Genomic DNA, 16274 nt, shown 5'->3' on the forward strand with positions numbered 1-16274 from the left:
TCAGGGTTGCCGTTTTGCTGTTAACCTCGCACGGCGTTCTTCGCCAAACGCGCGTCTTCCGCCTGGCACACGGCGGCGGTGAACATCACGTCAGTGGAGGAGTTGATCGCCGTCTCGCAGGAGTCCTGCAATACGCCGATGATAAAGCCTACCGCCACCACCTGCATGGCGATCTCGTTCGGGATGCCGAACATATTGCACGCCAGAGGGATCAGCAGCAGGGAGCCGCCCGCCACGCCGGATGCGCCGCAGGCGCAGAGCGCAGCAACCACGCTGAGCAGCAGCGCCGTTGGCAGATCCACGGGAATACCCAGCGTATTAACCGCAGCCAGCGTCAGCACCGTGATGGTAATTGCCGCCCCCGCCATATTGACGGTTGCGCCCAGCGGGATCGATACGGAGTACGTATCGCGATCCAGGTTCAGCTTCTCACACAGCGACATATTGACCGGAATATTCGCCGCCGAACTGCGGGTGAAGAAGGCGGTCACGCCGCTTTCGCGCAGGCACATCAGCACCAGCGGGTACGGGTTACGACGGGTCTGCAGGAACACCAGCAGCGGGTTAATCACCAGCGCTACAACGGCCATACAGCCGATCAACACCAGCAGCAGTTGAGCATAGCCCCACAATGCGCCAAAACCCGTTGTTGCCAGCGTCGATGCGACCAGACCAAAAATACCAATCGGTGCGAAGCGGATCACCACCGTCACAATAAAGGTCACGGCGTTAGAAACGTCGGTGATCAGGTTTTTAGTCGTGTCATTGCTATGGCGCAGGGCAAAACCAAGGCCAACCGCCCACACCAGAATGCCAATATAGTTGGCGTTAATCAGCGCATGAATCGGGTTTGCCACAATACTCATCAGCAGGCCGTGCACCACCTCAACAATACCCGCGGGCGGCGTAATGTCGGTTGCGCCGGTAGTCAGCTGCAGCGTGGAAGGGAAGATAAAGCTCACTACGACTGCAGTCAGCGCGGCGGAGAACGTACCCAGCAGGTACATCCACAGAATCGGGCGGATATTGGTTTTCTGCCCTTGCTGATGGTTGGCGATTGAAGCCATCACCAGCGTCAGAACCAGAACCGGCGCGACTGCTTTCAGGGCACCTACGAACAGCGTGCCGAGCAGGCCGGTGGCCTCGGCGGCAGGTTTTGAGATCAGTGCCAGCGCGACGCCGAGCACCAGGCCAACCAGTATTTGCTTAACGAGGCTGCCGCGCGACAGACGCGCAAACAGACCAGACGAGGATGCGGTCATGGAGATTCCTTAAGTGAAATTGCGTTCCATCCCGGATGTGCTCTAGGTCACATTTATGTCCGGATGTAAGTAAATGTTTGCCTGGTCGAGTATAGGGAAAGCGCGTACGGAGGGAAGCGTAAAATGCTGGATTTTACGTGTTGCATCATATTTTTTAACTACTTCGTTACAAAAGTGTGTTCACCCTCTCCCCGTGGGAGAGGGCCGGGGTGAGGGTATCAGCCCGCACCGAACGTTTTACTAAACCTGCTGCTTCTTATCGTGCTGGCGGTTAACCCAGGTATTGATAAGCAGCGTCACGATCAGAATGCCAAACACCACGCCGAGCGAAATGGCGATCGGGATGTGGTAGAAATCGACGATCAGCATCTTGATACCGATAAACACCAGAATCACCGACAGGCCGTACTTCAGCATCGAGAAGCGCTCCGCCGCGCCCGCAAGCAGGAAGTACATCGCACGCAGGCCGAGGATCGCAAACAGGTTAGAGGTCAGGACGATGAACGGGTCGGTGGTGACGGCAAAGATTGCCGGGATGCTGTCGACCGCGAAAATCACGTCGCTCAGCTCGACCAGAATCAGCACCAGCAGCAGCGGGGTGGCGAAGAGCAGGCCGTTCTTGCGCACGAAGAAGTGCTCGGTTTCGATCTTGTCCGTCATGCGCAGGTGGCTGCGGATCCACTTCACCAGCGGCTTCTCGCCAATGCCGGTTTCGTCTTCCTTCGCCAGCGCCATTTTGACACCGGTGAACAGCAGGAACGCGCCGAAGACGTACAGCAGCCATTCGAACTGGGTAATCAGCCAGCTGCCGGCGAAGATCATAATGGTGCGCAGAATAATCGCGCCCAGCACGCCATAGACCAGCACGCGACGCTGCAGGGCTGCCGGTACGGCAAAGTAGCTGAAGAGCATCAGCCAGACGAAGACGTTATCAACCGCAAGGGCTTTTTCAATCAGATAGCCGGTGAGGAAAGCGAGGGCCTGAGGATCGGCCACCGCGCGGCCTTCGGTTGAGGCCAAATACCACCAGAAGGCGGCACAGAACAGCAGAGAGAGGGTAACCCACACCAGGGACCAGGCCGCAGCCTGTTTGATGCTCATGCCGTGCGCGCCGCGACGACCCTGCAAAAAGAGGTCGATCGCCAGCATGATGAGCACGACAACCGCGAATCCGCCCCACAACATTGGAGTGCCGACAGAATGCATACTATTTTCCTTACACATAAAAAACAAAAACGGCCATGGTCAGAAGACGATAGCCGTTAGCTTTTTATGCATAGACCTCGCCTTCCGGCAAGGTCTCACTTACAACCACGAGGGTTGCCCGGCGACCGGATGCGTGTTTAACGCATCGTAATGACGATCCACCGGCGAAGAAGTTACTCCCCTTTGCAGGTAACAAAATATGTCAGACCATTGGTTTCGTCAATGGTCTGCACGGTTTCATTACACAGCTTTACGCGATCGCTTCCGCGCCTACGCCGTCTGCCGGGAACACCACGCCGGTCTGGCGGCGGATCTCCGTCTGCAGCTTCGCCGTGGTGCGGCTCACCGCAAGGCCTGGGTGATTCACTTCGTTGTCTTCTACCAGACGGGCGAAGACCTCTGCCTCATAGAGCATAGTGTTAATATGCTGAGGCTGCGTCAGCTCCTGCGCTTTGCCCCCGCGCGGCACAATGCTTACCTTCTGGCATTCCGAGATCTTCTCGATAACCAGCGAGCCGGCTTCACCCTGAATCTCGCTTGGCAGCACCGAATCGCTCACTTTGGAATGCTGCAGCGTGACGCTGAAATCACCGTAGTCCAGCACCACCAAACCGTGCGCATCCACGCCGCTTTCCAGCAGGCTGGCGGTGGCCGTCACGCCGTGCGGCTCGCCCCACAGCGCCACGGCGGAGGCCAGGCAGTAAAAACCGATATCCATAATCGAGCCGTTAGAGAAGGCCGGGTTGAAGGTATTTGGGTTTTCACCGTCCAGATAGCGCTGGTAGCGCGACGAGTACTGGCAGTAGTTGATAAAGGCTTTGCGCACTTTGCCAATTTTCGGCAGGGACTGCTGCAACAGCAGGAAGTTTGGCAGGCTCGCCGTTTTGAATGCTTCGAACAGCACCACCTGGTTTTCGCGGGCAAGCGCAATGGCGGCTTCCACTTCCTCGATATTTGAGGCCAGCGGCTTCTCGCAAATCACATGCTTTTTATGGCTCAAGAACAGCTTTGTCTGCGGGAAGTGCAGGGAGTTCGGGCTGGCGATATAGACCGCGTCAATGGCGTCGCTTTGCGCCATTTCGTCGAGCGAGGTGAACAGATGTTCTACCAGGTAGTCGTTCGCGAAGCTCTGCGCCTGCTCGAGGCTGCGGGAATAGACTGCAGTGAGCTTATATTTGCCGGTTTCGTGGGCGGCGTCGACGAACTGGCGCGTGATCCAGTTCGTACCGATGACTGCGAAACGTATCATAAACGTTTACGTACTCCGTAGCTGGGAACCTTTAGCCACTGTAGCACGGGATTATTGCAAAACCAGTGCGCTATTCCGCATTACCATTTAACGATAAATGCGTAAGCCATAGCCGGGTATCAAACTCCAGCTGGTGGTACTGCGGCTCCATATGGCAGCACAGGGAATAGAACGCTTTGTCGTGCTCTTTCTCTTTCAGATGCGCCAGCTCATGCACGACGATCATCCTTAGAAACGCTTCCGGCGCGTTACGGAACACCGTCGCGACGCGAATTTCGGCCTTCGCCTTCAGCCTGCCGCCCTGCACGCGGGAGATGGCGGTGTGCAGGCCGAGCGCGTTTTTCAGCACGTGGATCTTGTTGTCGTACATTACCTTGTTGATCGGCGGCGCGCTCTTCAGATATCGGCTTTTCAGATCCTGCGTATACTGCCAGAGGGCCTTATCGGTCGCGAAATCGTGCGTGCCGGGATAGCGTTTTTCCAGCACCGCGCCGAGCTTCTGCTCGGCAATCAGGCTGCGAACCTGAGTAAGTAAATGCTCCGGATAGCCCTGGAGATAAGTAAGTTGGTTCATCAACGCCCCAAATCGACAATAAAACGGGTATACTCACGCACCCTCTTCAGGGATACGCCAAATTTTACCATTCAGGAGGGCCGATGAGCCACTTAGACAACGGTTTCCGTTCACTCAACCTTAAACGTTTCCCGGAAACGGACGACGTTAACCCGCTCATGGCGTGGGAAGCGGCGGATGAATATCTGCTGCAGCAGTTGGATGAGACTGAAATCCGCGGCCCGGTTTTGATCCTGAATGACGCGTTTGGCGCCCTGGGATGCGCCCTGGCAGAACACACGCCTTACAGCATCGGCGATTCCTACCTGAGCGAGCTGGCGACGCGTGAAAACCTGCGCCATAACGACATCGAAGAGTCCAGCGTGAAGTTCCTCGACAGCACCGCGGACTACCCGCAGGCGCCGGGCGTAGTGCTGATCAAAGTGCCAAAAACCATGGCGCTGCTGGAGCAGCAGCTTCGCGCGCTGCGTAAAGTGGTGACGCCTGAAACGCGCATTATCGCGGGCGCCAAAGCGCGCGATATTCACACCTCGACGCTGGAGCTGTTTGAGAAAGTGCTCGGCCCGACCACCACGACGCTGGCCTGGAAAAAAGCGCGCCTGATCAACTGTACGTTCAGCGCACCGGAGCTGGCCGACGCGCCAGAGACCCTGAGCTGGAAGCTGGAAGGCACCGACTGGACCATCCACAACCATGCGAACGTCTTCTCCCGTACCGGGCTGGATATCGGCGCGCGTTTCTTCATTGAAAATCTGCCGGAAAACCTGGAAGGCGAAATCGTCGATCTGGGCTGCGGCAACGGCGTGATTGGCCTGACGCTGCTGGCGAAGAATCCGGACGCCAGCGTGGTGTTCAGCGACGAGTCGCCAATGGCGGTGGCCTCCAGCCGTCTGAACGTGGAAACCAACATGCCGGAAGCGCTGGACCGCTGCGAGTTTATGATCAACAACGCGCTGTCTGGCGTAGAGCCGTTCCGCTTCAACGCGGTGTTCTGCAACCCGCCGTTTCACCAGAAGCACGCCCTGACGGATAACGTCGCCTGGGAGATGTTCCACCACGCGCGCCGTTGCCTGAAAATCAACGGCGAGCTGTACATCGTGGCGAACCGCCACCTGGACTACTTCCACAAGCTGAAGAAGATTTTCGGTAACTGCACCACCGTTGCAACCAACAACAAGTTCGTGGTGTTGAAAGCGGTGAAGCTGGGGCGTCGTCGGTAAGATTGGGTATGTGCGGCCTGATGCCCTCACCCCAACCCTCTCCCACAGGGAGAGGGAGCAAACCCGGCAATGTCCTAGATCGCCAGAGCTAACTTCGTCCCCTGCGCAATTGCCCGCCGCGCGTCCAGCTCCATCGCCACGTCACATCCGCCAATCAAATGCACCGTTTTACCGGCTTCGCGCAGCGGATCCGCCAGATCCCGCTTCGGCTCCTGCCCGGCACATAGAATGACATTATCCACGCGCAGCAGCTGCGGCTCGCCGCCGATCGTGACGTGCAAGCCCTCGTCGTCGATCTTCTGGTAGCTTACCGCCGGGATCATCTTCACACCCCGTGACAGCAGGGTGGCGCGGTGGATCCAGCCCGTGGTTTTGCCCAGCCCTTCGCCAGGCTTGCTGGCCTTACGCTGCAGCATCACGATCTGGCGAGGGCTTTTCGGCAGCTGCGGCCCTTCCGGGCGTAGCCCGCCGGACTGCTTCAGGCTGGTGTCGATACCCCATTCCACGCAAAACTCGGCAATGTTCTGGCTGGTGGCCTCGCCCGGCTGGCTTAAGTACATGGCGGTGTCAAAACCGATGCCTCCGCAGCCGATAATCGCCACCTTCTCGCCAACCGGCGTTTTGTCACGCAGCACGTCCAGATAGCTCAATACCTTCGGATGATCGATACCCTCGATCGCAGGCAGTCGCGGGGCGATCCCGCTTGCCAGAATCACTTCATCAAAACCGATCAGATCCGGCGCGTTCACAAACCGGCTGAGTTGTAGATCGACGCCCGTCAGGTCGATCATCCGGCGGTAGTAGCGCAGGGTCTCGTAGAACTCCTCTTTGCCGGGGATCTGTTTGGCGATATTAAACTGGCCGCCAATCTCCGCCAGCGCGTCAAACAGCGTCACGCTGTGCCCGCGTGAAGCGGCATTCACCGCGAACGCCAGCCCCGCTGGACCCGCGCCCACCACGGCCAGGCGTTTTTTATTGACCGCCGGAACGACCGGCATTTTGGTTTCGTGGCAGGCGCGCGGGTTGACGAGGCAGGAGGTGACCTTGCCGACGAAGATCTGATCCAGACAGGCCTGGTTACAGCCGATGCAGGTATTAATCTCATCCGCCCGGCCGCTCTGCGCCTTGGACAGCAGCTCGGCATCCGCAAGGAACGGGCGCGCCATCGATACCATATCGGCATCGCCGCGTGATATCACATCGTCCGCCACCTGCGGGTCGTTAATGCGGTTAGTGGTGACCAGCGGAACGGACACTTTGCCTTTCAGCTTGCGCGTCACCCAGCTAAACGCCGCGCGCGGCACCGGCGTGGCGATGGTCGGGATGCGCGCTTCGTGCCAGCCAATGCCGGTGTTAATGATGGTGGCACCCGCGGCTTCAATCGCCTGCGCCAGCTGCACGGTTTCGTCGAACGTGCCGCCGCCCTCCACCAGGTCGAGCATCGACAGGCGGAAGATGATGATAAAGTCTGCGCCCGCACGTTCGCGCACGGCGCGCACCACCTCCACGGCAAAGCGCATCCGGCGGGCATAGTCGCCTCCCCATTCGTCGTCGCGCTGGTTGGTGCGGGCGGCGAGGAATTCGTTAATCAGGTAGCCTTCTGAGCCCATCACCTCAACGCCGTCGTATCCCGCCTCGCGCGCCAGCGCCGCGCAGCGGGCGAAATCGTCAATCAGCGCCAGGATTTCGTCGTGCTTAAGAGCATGCGGCGTGAAGCGGTTAATCGGCGCCTGAAGGGCCGACGGCGCGACCAGGTTAGGCTGATAGCTGTAGCGCCCGGTGTGCAGGATTTGCAGGGCAATTTTGCCGCCTTCTTTGTGTACCGCGTCGGTCACAATGCGGTGGTGCGGAAGCTGTGACGCATCGTTCAGGACCGCGCCGCCCTCCATCGTCACGCCTGAAGGCGCAGGGGCCACGCCGCCGGTCACAATAAGCGCTACGCCGTGTCGGGCGCGCTCGGCGTAGAAGGCCGCCAGACGCTCGGCCCCGTCCGGACGCTCTTCCAGACCGGTATGCATCGAGCCCATCAGCACGCGGTTTTTGAGTGTGGTGAACCCCAGATCGAGGGGGGCGAATAACGACGGGTAGCGGCTCATAGTCTCTTCCAGTGTAAAATTATTGTTATGTGGTCGGATGAGTTACTAATTTAGCCAGCGGCAGCGGAAAGGTAAAAGCGGGATCGAGTGATTGTGATAGATCTCAAAGAACTTCACCCCTCTCCCACGGGGAGAGGGGACGTAATCTCCCTCTCCCTCAGGGAGAGGGCCGGGGTGAGGGGGAACGTACTAACCCCGGTGCCTGCCACATCGACGTTGTCAGCCCGCTGTCCACCAGACCAAGCTGGTCGGCGTACACCGCCTGCCATTTCTGCATCATGCCGTCGTACAGCTCGCGGTGCTGCGGGTTCGGCGTAAACTCCCGGCTCCACTTCACCAGCCGCTCGCCCGTCGAGGCCATGTCCGCAAATAGCCCCGCACCTGTTCCGGCGGCAATGGCGCAGCCGAGCGCCGTCGCCTCTTTGACTTCAGGCACGCGTACCGGCAGCCCGGTGACGTCGCTTAAAATCTGGCTCCATAACGCACCTTTGGCTCCGCCACCCGCAAACACCAGGCTTTCAAACGTCACGCCGGAGAAGCGCGATATCTGCGCCAGGTTGCAGGCCGAGACGATCGCGGCGTTCTCTTCAAGCGCGCGGAACAGCGTCGCTTTGTTGCATTTTTCCGGGTCGATGGAGAGGTTAATAAACGACGGCGCGGCGTGGTACCACTGCTTGAAATGCATCGCGTCGGAGAAGATCGGCATCACCCCGTGCGAACCGGCGGGCACGCGGCTGGCCATCTCTTCGAGCAGGGAGTAGGTATCCATCCCCATTCTTTCGGCAATCAGCTTTTCCTCCGCGCAAAATGCGTCGCGGAACCAGCGCATGGTCAGCCCGGTAAAGAAGCTGATCGACTCCGCCTGCGCCATGCCGGGGATAACGTGCGGGTTAACGCGGATGTTCATGTCGGGGTCGGTACGCACCTGCGGCAGGTTCACCACCTGCTGCCAGAAGGTGCCGCCCAGCACCGCCGTTTGCCCGGCGCGGACCACGCCCAGCCCCAGACAGCCCAGCTGCACGTCGCCGCCGCCCATCACCACCGGCGTGCCCTCGCGAAGGCCGCACTGCTGCGCGGCCACCTTGGTGATAGCGCCCAGCACGGTGCCGGTCTCTTTCACCGGGGAGAGGATATCGGCGCGCAGCCCGGCCATGTCGAGCAGCGCCGGACGCCAGTCGCGGGAAAAGAGATCCAGCATGCCGGTGGTGCCCGCGTTTGACGGGTCAACCGCCAGCTCGCCGGAGAGTTTCGCCGCCAGCCAGTCGCTGATCATGGTGATGGTCGCGGCCCTGCGGTAGATGTCCGGGCGATGGTGCGCCAGCCACAGCAGGCGCGGCATGGCGCTCAGCGCCAGCGTCTGGCCGGAAACGTCATACACTTCGGATTCAAAACGGTCGTTGTGGATCTCTTTGAGTTCGGCCACTTCGCGGCTGGCGCGGGCGTCGACGTTGGCGCAGGCCCAGATGGCCTTGCCGCTGCGGTCATAAAGGACAATGCCTTCGCGCATCGAGCAGCAGGCGACGGACTGAATATCCGCCGCGCTCAGGTGCGCACGTTCCAGCGCCTGATGAATGCACCGGCAGGCCAGCTGCCAGTTGGTCTCGAGGTCGAATTCCATCGACCCCGGCACGTTCTCCACGCTCAGGTGCTTCCACTCGGCCTGGCCGACGGCAATCTGATTGCCCTGCAAATCGAAAATGACGGCGCGAACGCTGCCTGTCCCTGCATCTAACGCTAAAAGGTAACTCATGAGTTTGCCTCGTTGTTAGCGCAGGGCAGACTCTTATCCGGCCAGAGCCAGCACCGCGCGGGCTGTCGTTTCTTCCGTCACCAGGCCATTGATACGGCGACCCTTTAGTGCGGCATAAATCGCATCGGCTTTCTCTTCCCCTCCGGCCACGCCAACGATGGTGGGCAGCTGCGCCAGTTCATCGAGCGTGACGCCCAGCAGTTCTTTATGGATCTCCAGCTCCTCAACGCACTCGCCCTCGGCATTGAGGAAATAGCCGAGAATGTCGCCGACCGCGCCTTTGCGGGCGTACATCAGCTGTTCACCTTCGCTGATGTAGCCGGAGCGCAAAATCGTGGCATCGCGCCGCTGGTTCACCGAACCAATCCCGACTACCGCCACGTCGGCGGCGGTGGCGGCGAGGATCACGTCCCGCACGCTGGTTTCGCGTTTTAAGATCCCGGCAACTTCTGCGGAAGACACGCGAAGCGGGGCGGGGATCATGCTGACGCTGCATGCCGCGTCCAGCTGGCCGATACCGGTCATATACGGCCCGACGCCGCCGGAGAGCGTCACCAGGCGGATCTGCTGCGAGCTGATAAACCCGCTCAGGTGCTGAAGGCTGCTCATGGTAGTTTCACCGAATCCCACCGCCAGCAGCTGGCCGGGCTCCAGCACGCCCATCAGCGACTGCGCCGCGCCAATGCCGAGCCGCACGTTCATCGGCGGCGTATTTAACGCCGGCATCACGCGCACCAGCTTCAGACCAAAGCGCTGCTGTAGCTCGGTCTCCAGCGCCAGACAGCCCTCGTAGCGGGAGTTGATCTGCACGCGGATCACCCCGGACTGGCGGCCCTTCTCCAGCAGGCGAGAAATCTTCAACCGCGGCAGCCCGAGCCGCTCGCCGATGTCGTTCTGGGTCAGCCCGTCGTGGTAGTAGCACCAGGCCACGCGCGCCACCAGCTCCTCTTCCGCCAGTGCCAGCCCGGCAAACCGTCCTTCTTCCGCAGTGCGTTTATCGCTCATAGTTGAACTCTTATAAAAATTTAGATCATATGTTCGTGTTGGCGCGAAGGGAAAGTGTGAGCCACGCGACAAAACGGATCTTTTAGATCGTTTCTGCTTTATCTGTATCTCAATCGATAAAACTGTGATCCCTGCACGGTTGTAAATATAGTTCACCGACTACGCTTTTGAACATTATTAAATCTAAAAATCATTTGTTCAATAGCGGAGCGATGATGACACCACTTCTCGACGCGCGGAATATCAGCAAGCAGTACTCAGGCGTGCCGGTTCTAAAAGGCATAGAATTCACGCTGCTTGCGGGCCAGGTGCACGCGCTGATGGGCGGCAACGGCGCGGGGAAATCGACGTTAATGAAGATCATCGCCGGGGTCGAAACGCCGGATGATGGTGAACTTTCCGTCGAGGGGCAGTCATATGCGCGGCTTACGCCCGTGCAGGCGCACAGGTTAGGCATTTACCTGGTGCCGCAGGAGCCGCTGCTGTTTCCCAACCTGACGGTGCGGGAAAACATCCTGTTCCGCCTGGCGCGCGAACGCGATCTGGAAAAACGGCTGGCGGAGAAACTCCAGCAGCTGCAGTGCCAGCTTAACCTCGACGCCGCCGCCAGCACCCTGGAAGTGGCGGATCAGCAGATGGTGGAGATCCTGCGCGGGCTGATGCGCAACGCCAGGATCCTGATCCTCGACGAACCTACGGCCTCCCTCACGCCGGGCGAAACCGAGCGGCTGTTCCGCCAGATCCGCGCTCTGCAGGCGCTCGGCGTCGGGATTGTCTTTATCTCGCACAAGCTGCCGGAAATTCGCATGCTTTCAAGCCACGTCTCGGTGATGCGCGACGGCGCGGTAGTGCTGAGCGGCGAAACCGCGCAGTTTGACGACAGCGCGCTGATCGCCGCCATGACGCCGGTAAGCAGGGAGAAATCCCTTAGCGATACGCAAAAGCTGTGGCTGGCGCTGCCGGGCAACCGCCGCACTCAGGCGCAGGATTTCCCGGTGCTGCGGGTGGACGATCTCACCGGAGAAGGGTTTATCGATCTCAGCCTTGAGATCTACGCCGGGGAGATCGTCGGCCTGGCCGGTCTGGTGGGATCCGGACGCACCGAGCTTGCGGAAACGCTCTACGGCCTGCGGCCCGTGCGCGGGGGCCGCGTCTGGCTGGAGAATCAGGAGATTACCGGCGAGCCGGTAAGTTCACGTCTGGAAAAAGGGCTGGTCTACCTGCCGGAAGACAGGCAGGTGTCCGGCCTGTTTCTCGACGCGCCGATCCGCTGGAACACCGTGGCGCTGAACGAGCCGTCTCTCTGGCAGCAGCGCAAGCGGGAGTCTGCGGTGGTGGAGCGCTATCACCGGGCGCTGGGGATCAAGCTGAACCATGCGGATCAAACCGTGCGCACGCTCTCGGGCGGCAACCAGCAGAAGGTGCTGCTGGCGCGCTGTCTCGGGGCCAACCCTTTATTGCTGATCGTCGATGAACCGACGCGTGGGGTGGACGTCTCGGCGCGCGCGGATATCTACCAGCTGATAAAAAGCGTGGCGGCGCAGAACGTTGCGGTGCTGATGATCTCAAGCGATCTCGACGAGTTTCCCGGCCTTGCGGACCGGGTGCTGGTGATGCATCAGGGTGTGCTCAGCGGCGAGCTGCCGCGCCACGCCGTCAGCCTCGACAAGATGATGGCGCTGGCGTTCGGAGGGCAATCATGAAGACCTTACTCAAAAACCGCGAGCTGAGCGCGTTTCTCGCGATTCTGGCGCTGTTCGCCGTGCTGGTGGCGCTGAATCCGTCCTACCTGAGTTTACAGACGCTGGGGATGATCTTCGCCAGCTCGCAGATCCTTATCCTGCTGGCCATCGGCGCGGCGCTGGTAATGCTGACCCGCAATATCGACGTATCCGTCGGCTCCATCGTCGGGCTGTCCGCCATCGCCGTCGGCGTGGCGCTCAACAGCGGCTACAGCCTGCCCGTTTCCATTCTCTTCGCGCTGTCGACAGGCGCGCTGGCCGGGGCGTTCAACGGGTTCCTGGTGGTGGGGCTGCGCATCCCGGCGATTGTCGCCACCCTCGGCACGCTGGGGCTGTATCGCGGGGCGATGCTGCTGTGGACCGGTGGAAAGTGGATTGAGGGGCTGCCGCCGGGGCTGAAATCCCTCTCTGAGCCTGCAGCCGTCGGCATATCGCCGCTTGGTATGCTGGTATTAATTATCGCCGCCACAGGCGCGTGGACGCTGTCGCGCACCGCGTTTGGGCGTGATTTTTATGCTGTAGGGGATAACCTCGCCGCCGCGCGCCAGCTGGGCGTGGCGGTGAACCGCACGCGGATGATCGCCTTTACCCTGAACGGCATGCTGGCGGCCTGCGCCGGGATCGTCTTTGCCGCGCAGATTGGCTTTGTGCCCAACCAGACCGGCAGCGGGCTGGAGATGAAGGCCATCGCCGCCTGCGTGCTCGGCGGTATTTCGCTTCTGGGCGGCACGGGCACGCTGGTTGGCGCCTTCCTCGGGGCCTTCTTCCTGACCCAAATCGACACCGTGCTGGTGCTGTTCAGGCTCCCGGCGTGGTGGAACGACTTTATCGCCGGGCTGGTGCTGCTGGGCGTGCTGGTGCTCGACGGGCGCCTGCGCCAGGCGCTGGCGCGCCATCAGCGGGCGCTGAAGTACGGCCGCTTCCAGCCGGGTAACAAAGGGGGAAAACACGTCACCCCGTTTCCCAAACGCAAAAAAGAGGTGGCGTAAATGAGGCTTAACTGGGAAAGCGCGCTGCTTATTTTACTGGGGCTGGAGATCCTGCTCTTTGGCGCCATCAACCCGCGTATGCTCGACATCAACATGCTGCTGTTCAGCACCAGCGACTTCATTTGTATTGGCATTGTGGCGCTGCCGCTCACGCTGGTGATTATCAGCGGCGGGATCGACATCTCCCTCGGGTCGACCATCGGCCTGTGCGCCATTGCGCTGGGCGTCATGATGCAGGCGGGGTGGCCGATGGCTGTCGCCGTTCCATTGACGCTGCTGCTCGGCCTGCTGTGCGGATTATTTAATGCCGCGCTTATTCACTACACCGGCATCAGCCCCTTAGTGATCACCCTCGGCACCCTCTACCTCTACGGCGGCGGCGCGCTGCTGCTCTCCGGCATGGCGGGAGCAACGGGCTACGAGGGGATCGGCGGCTTCCCGGACAGCTTCACGGCCTTCGCTAACCTTACGGTGTTTGGCTTGCCGATCCCGCTGGTGCTGTTCGCGCTGATTACCGTCTTCTTCTGGCTGATTACCCACCGCGGGCGCTTTGGGCGTCACCTGTTTTTAATCGGCCAGAATCCTCGCGCGGCGCGCTATGCGGCGCTGTCGGTGAACGGTATGCCCTACGCGCTGTACGGGCTGGTGGGCGTGGCCTCGGCGATTGCCGCGCTGGTGATGGTCTCCTATTTCGGCTCCGCGCGTTCGGATCTGGGGCGCGATTTGCTGATGCCTGCGCTCACCGCCGCCGTGCTCGGCGGGGCCAATATCTACGGTGGGTCAGGTTCGGTTGTCGGTACGGCGCTGGCGGCGCTGCTGGTGGGCTACCTGCAGCAGGGTTTACAGATGGTCGGCATCCCCAACCAGGTGTCGAGCGCGCTGTCAGGGGCGCTGCTGGTTGTGGTGGTGATGGGACGTTCGCTGAGTCTGCACCGCGAGTGGGTGCGTTCTCTCTTTAGAAAACTATCCGGAGCGTAAGATGAAAACAAAACTGTTCGTCCTGGCAATGGCCCTCAGCTTCGCCTCGGCGCAGGCGGCGGACCGCATTGCCTTTATCCCGAAGCTGGTGGGCGTGGGCTTCTTCACCAGCGGCGGCAACGGCGCGAAAGAGGCGGGGAAAGACCTCGGCGTGGACGTGACCTACGACGGCCCGACCGAGCCCAGCGTCTCCGGCCAGGTGCAGCTCATCAATAACTTTGTCAACCAGGGCTATAACGCCATCATCGTCTCCGCCGTGTCGCCGGACGGACTCTGCCCGGCGCTGAAGCGCGCGATGCAGCGCGGCGTCAAGGTCCTGACCTGGGATTCCGACACCAAGCCGGAGTGCCGCAGCATCTACATCAACCAGGGAACGCCGGAGCAGCTGGGCGGCCTGCTGGTGGAGATGGCGGGCAGGCAGGTCACTAAACCGAACGCTAAAGTGGCGTTCTTCTACTCAAGCCCCACCGTCACCGACCAGAACCAGTGGGTGAAAGAGGCGAAGGCCAAAATCGAGAAAGATCATCCGCAGTGGCAGGTCGTGACGACCCAGTTTGGCTATAACGACGCCACCAAATCTCTGCAGACCGCCGAAGGGATCTTAAAAGCGTATCCGGATCTGGATGCGATTATCGCCCCGGACGCCAATGCCCTGCCTGCGGCGGCGCAGGCGGCGGAAAACCTGAAGCGGGAAGGTGTGGCGATTGTCGGCTTCAGCACGCCGAACGTGATGCGTCCGTACGTTGAGCGCGGCACGGTAAAAGCCTTCGGCCTGTGGGACGTAGTGCAGCAGGGCAAAATTGCGGTCAATGTCGCCGATCGTTTACTGAAAAAGGGCGATCTTAACGTGGGCGACAGCGTGGACGTAAAAGATATCGGCGCGCTGAAGGTCGAGCCGAACAGCGTGCAGGGCTATCAGTATGAGGCGAAGGGCAACGGCATCGTGCTGCTGCCGGAGCGGGTGGTGTTCACCAAAGAGAACATCAGCAAATACGATTTCTGACGGGGGAGAAAATGGCTGATTTAGACGACATCAAAGACGGCAAGGATTTTGGCATCGGCACGCCGCAGCAGAACGTGCCTTACACCCTGAAGGGCTGCGGCTCGCTGGACTGGGGCATGCAGTCCAGACTGGCGCGCATCTTCAACCCGCAGAGCAACCGCACGGTGATGCTGGCCTTTGACCACGGCTACTTTCAGGGGCCAACCACCGGCCTTGAGCGCATCGATCTTTCGATTGCACCGCTGTTTGGCGAAACCGACGTGCTGATGTGCACCCGCGGCATCCTCAGGAGCCAGGTGCCAGCCGCCACGAACAAACCGGTGGTGCTGCGCGCCTCCGGCGGTAACTCGATTCTGGGCGAGCTGTCCAACGAGTGCGTGGCGGTGGCGATGGAGGACGCCCTGCGCCTGAACGTCTGCGCGGTGGCGGCACAGGTGTATATCGGCAGCGAGTTCGAGCATCAGTCGATCAATAACATCATCAAGCTTGTCGATGCGGGGGCGCGCTACGGGGTGCCAACGCTGGCGGTGACGGGCGTGGGTAAAGAGATGGCGCGCGACGCGCGCTATTTCTCGCTGGCCAGCCGCATCGCCGCCGAAATGGGGGCGCAGTTCGTCAAAACCTACTACGTGGACGAGGGCTTTGAAAAAGTGACCGCCAGCTGCCCGGTGCCGATCGTTATCGCCGGGGGCAAAAAGCTGCCGGAGCACGAGGCGCTGGAGATGTGCTGGCGCGCGATTGACCAGGGGGCATCCGGCGTGGACATGGGGCGCAACATCTTCCAGTCCAGCGCGCCGCTCGCCATGCTAAAGGCGGTGAAAAAAGTGGTGCACGAGAACTGGAATGCCCGCGATGCGTTCCAGTTCTGGCAGGAAGAGAAACAGGGAGAAGCAAAATGAACGTGACGCTGGTGGAGATCAACATCAAGCCCGAGCGGGTGGACGAGTTTCTGGAGGTATTCCGCGCCAACCATGAGGGGGCAATCCGTGAACCCGGAAACCTGCGTTTTGACGTATTGCAGGACCCGAGGGTGAAAACCCGGTTCTTTATCTACGAAGCCTATAAAGACGAAGAGGCGGTGCTGGCGCATAAGCAAACGCCGCACTATCTGGCGTGCGTGGATAAGCTTGAGGAATTGATGTCGGAGCCGCGTAAGAAACGCAGTTTTGTGGGGTTGTTGCCGGAGTAACGGCCATGCCC

The 16274-nt window shown here is 60.5% G+C and carries 14 protein-coding genes; 7 read left to right on the forward strand and 7 right to left on the reverse strand.

Translation table 11 applies throughout. The features are described 5' to 3' along the window. Positions 1 to 20: 20 nt before the first annotated feature. The 4 genes from sstT to D5067_RS03135 all read right to left on the reverse strand — a co-directional run bounded on the left by sstT (position 21) and on the right by D5067_RS03135 (position 4291). On the reverse strand, positions 21 to 1262 hold the full coding sequence (sstT, locus tag D5067_RS03120; RefSeq protein ID WP_119936905.1) for a serine/threonine transporter SstT: 1242 nt from the start codon (positions 1260 to 1262) through the stop codon (positions 21 to 23). Between the two features lie 240 nt (positions 1263 to 1502). Continuing rightward, the gene (locus tag D5067_RS03125) at positions 1503 to 2468 is read right to left on the reverse strand and encodes a TerC family protein (RefSeq protein ID WP_119936906.1); all 966 of its coding nucleotides are present in this window, start codon (positions 2466 to 2468) and stop codon (positions 1503 to 1505) included. Positions 2469 to 2718: 250 nt separating this feature from the next. Continuing rightward, positions 2719 to 3717 (reverse strand): Gfo/Idh/MocA family protein, encoded by a 999-nt coding sequence (locus D5067_RS03130; protein ID WP_119936907.1) that lies wholly within the window; start codon positions 3715 to 3717, stop codon positions 2719 to 2721. 70 nt (positions 3718 to 3787) lie between these two features. Continuing rightward, positions 3788 to 4291, reverse strand: a complete 504-nt coding sequence (locus D5067_RS03135; RefSeq protein ID WP_119936908.1) for a YgjP-like metallopeptidase domain-containing protein — start codon at positions 4289 to 4291, stop codon at positions 3788 to 3790. 83 nt (positions 4292 to 4374) lie between these two features. Between D5067_RS03135 and rlmG the strand changes: the two genes are divergently transcribed. Continuing rightward, positions 4375 to 5511 (forward strand): 23S rRNA (guanine(1835)-N(2))-methyltransferase RlmG, encoded by a 1137-nt coding sequence (gene rlmG, locus D5067_RS03140; RefSeq protein ID WP_119936909.1) that lies wholly within the window; start codon positions 4375 to 4377, stop codon positions 5509 to 5511. Positions 5512 to 5585: 74 nt separating this feature from the next. Here rlmG and D5067_RS03145 read toward each other — a convergent pair whose 3' ends face one another. From D5067_RS03145 to lsrR, 3 genes are all read right to left on the reverse strand, one after another. After that, the gene (locus D5067_RS03145; protein ID WP_119936910.1) at positions 5586 to 7607 is read right to left on the reverse strand and encodes an NADPH-dependent 2,4-dienoyl-CoA reductase; all 2022 of its coding nucleotides are present in this window, start codon (positions 7605 to 7607) and stop codon (positions 5586 to 5588) included. Positions 7608 to 7764: 157 nt separating this feature from the next. Then, on the reverse strand, positions 7765 to 9357 hold the full coding sequence (gene lsrK, locus D5067_RS03150) for an autoinducer-2 kinase (RefSeq protein ID WP_119936911.1): 1593 nt from the start codon (positions 9355 to 9357) through the stop codon (positions 7765 to 7767). 33 nt (positions 9358 to 9390) lie between these two features. Further along, positions 9391 to 10362 (reverse strand): transcriptional regulator LsrR, encoded by a 972-nt coding sequence (lsrR, locus tag D5067_RS03155; RefSeq protein ID WP_023295481.1) that lies wholly within the window; start codon positions 10360 to 10362, stop codon positions 9391 to 9393. A gap of 215 nt (positions 10363 to 10577) precedes the next feature. On the opposite strand from lsrR, the gene lsrA reads away from it, so the two are divergent. From lsrA to lsrG, 6 genes are read left to right on the forward strand one after another with little or no spacing between them, the layout of a single operon-like run. Next, positions 10578 to 12065: an autoinducer 2 ABC transporter ATP-binding protein LsrA gene (gene lsrA, locus D5067_RS03160; protein WP_119936912.1), complete on the forward strand. Its 1488-nt coding sequence runs from the start codon at positions 10578 to 10580 to the stop codon at positions 12063 to 12065. Further along, positions 12062 to 13093 carry an autoinducer 2 ABC transporter permease LsrC gene (gene lsrC / locus D5067_RS03165; protein WP_119936913.1) on the forward strand — a complete coding sequence of 344 codons (1032 nt, stop codon included), beginning with the start codon at positions 12062 to 12064 and terminating at the stop codon, positions 13091 to 13093. Before lsrA ends, lsrC begins: the two co-directional genes overlap by 4 nt. Continuing rightward, positions 13094 to 14071, forward strand: a complete 978-nt coding sequence (gene lsrD / locus D5067_RS03170) for an autoinducer 2 ABC transporter permease LsrD (protein WP_119936914.1) — start codon at positions 13094 to 13096, stop codon at positions 14069 to 14071. 1 nt (position 14072) lies between these two features. Next, on the forward strand, positions 14073 to 15074 hold the full coding sequence (lsrB, locus tag D5067_RS03175) for an autoinducer 2 ABC transporter substrate-binding protein LsrB (protein ID WP_119936915.1): 1002 nt from the start codon (positions 14073 to 14075) through the stop codon (positions 15072 to 15074). Between the two features lie 11 nt (positions 15075 to 15085). Then, complete coding sequence (gene lsrF / locus D5067_RS03180) at positions 15086 to 15973, forward strand: 3-hydroxy-5-phosphonooxypentane-2,4-dione thiolase (RefSeq protein ID WP_119936916.1); 888 nt, start codon at positions 15086 to 15088, stop codon at positions 15971 to 15973. Then, positions 15970 to 16263 (forward strand): (4S)-4-hydroxy-5-phosphonooxypentane-2,3-dione isomerase, encoded by a 294-nt coding sequence (gene lsrG, locus D5067_RS03185; protein ID WP_044597614.1) that lies wholly within the window; start codon positions 15970 to 15972, stop codon positions 16261 to 16263. Before lsrF ends, lsrG begins: the two co-directional genes overlap by 4 nt. Positions 16264 to 16274 lie beyond the last annotated feature (11 nt).

The sequence above is a fragment of the Enterobacter huaxiensis genome (assembly GCF_003594935.2).
GTDB classification, from domain to species: Bacteria; Pseudomonadota; Gammaproteobacteria; order Enterobacterales; family Enterobacteriaceae; genus Enterobacter; species Enterobacter huaxiensis.

Coding starts and splice junctions, on each gene's coding strand:
- lsrF (WP_119936916.1), top strand. CDS start 15,086: ATGGCTGATTTAGACGACATCAAAGACGGCAAGGATTTTGGCATCGGC.
- D5067_RS03130 (WP_119936907.1), bottom strand. CDS start 3,717: ATGATACGTTTCGCAGTCATCGGTACGAACTGGATCACGCGCCAGTTC.
- D5067_RS03125 (WP_119936906.1), bottom strand. CDS start 2,468: ATGCATTCTGTCGGCACTCCAATGTTGTGGGGCGGATTCGCGGTTGTC.
- lsrD (WP_119936914.1), top strand. CDS start 13,094: ATGAGGCTTAACTGGGAAAGCGCGCTGCTTATTTTACTGGGGCTGGAG.
- sstT (WP_119936905.1), bottom strand. CDS start 1,262: ATGACCGCATCCTCGTCTGGTCTGTTTGCGCGTCTGTCGCGCGGCAGC.
- D5067_RS03135 (WP_119936908.1), bottom strand. CDS start 4,291: ATGAACCAACTTACTTATCTCCAGGGCTATCCGGAGCATTTACTTACT.
- rlmG (WP_119936909.1), top strand. CDS start 4,375: ATGAGCCACTTAGACAACGGTTTCCGTTCACTCAACCTTAAACGTTTC.
- lsrG (WP_044597614.1), top strand. CDS start 15,970: ATGAACGTGACGCTGGTGGAGATCAACATCAAGCCCGAGCGGGTGGAC.
- lsrB (WP_119936915.1), top strand. CDS start 14,073: ATGAAAACAAAACTGTTCGTCCTGGCAATGGCCCTCAGCTTCGCCTCG.
- lsrR (WP_023295481.1), bottom strand. CDS start 10,362: ATGAGCGATAAACGCACTGCGGAAGAAGGACGGTTTGCCGGGCTGGCA.
- lsrK (WP_119936911.1), bottom strand. CDS start 9,357: ATGAGTTACCTTTTAGCGTTAGATGCAGGGACAGGCAGCGTTCGCGCC.
- lsrA (WP_119936912.1), top strand. CDS start 10,578: ATGACACCACTTCTCGACGCGCGGAATATCAGCAAGCAGTACTCAGGC.
- lsrC (WP_119936913.1), top strand. CDS start 12,062: ATGAAGACCTTACTCAAAAACCGCGAGCTGAGCGCGTTTCTCGCGATT.
- D5067_RS03145 (WP_119936910.1), bottom strand. CDS start 7,607: ATGAGCCGCTACCCGTCGTTATTCGCCCCCCTCGATCTGGGGTTCACC.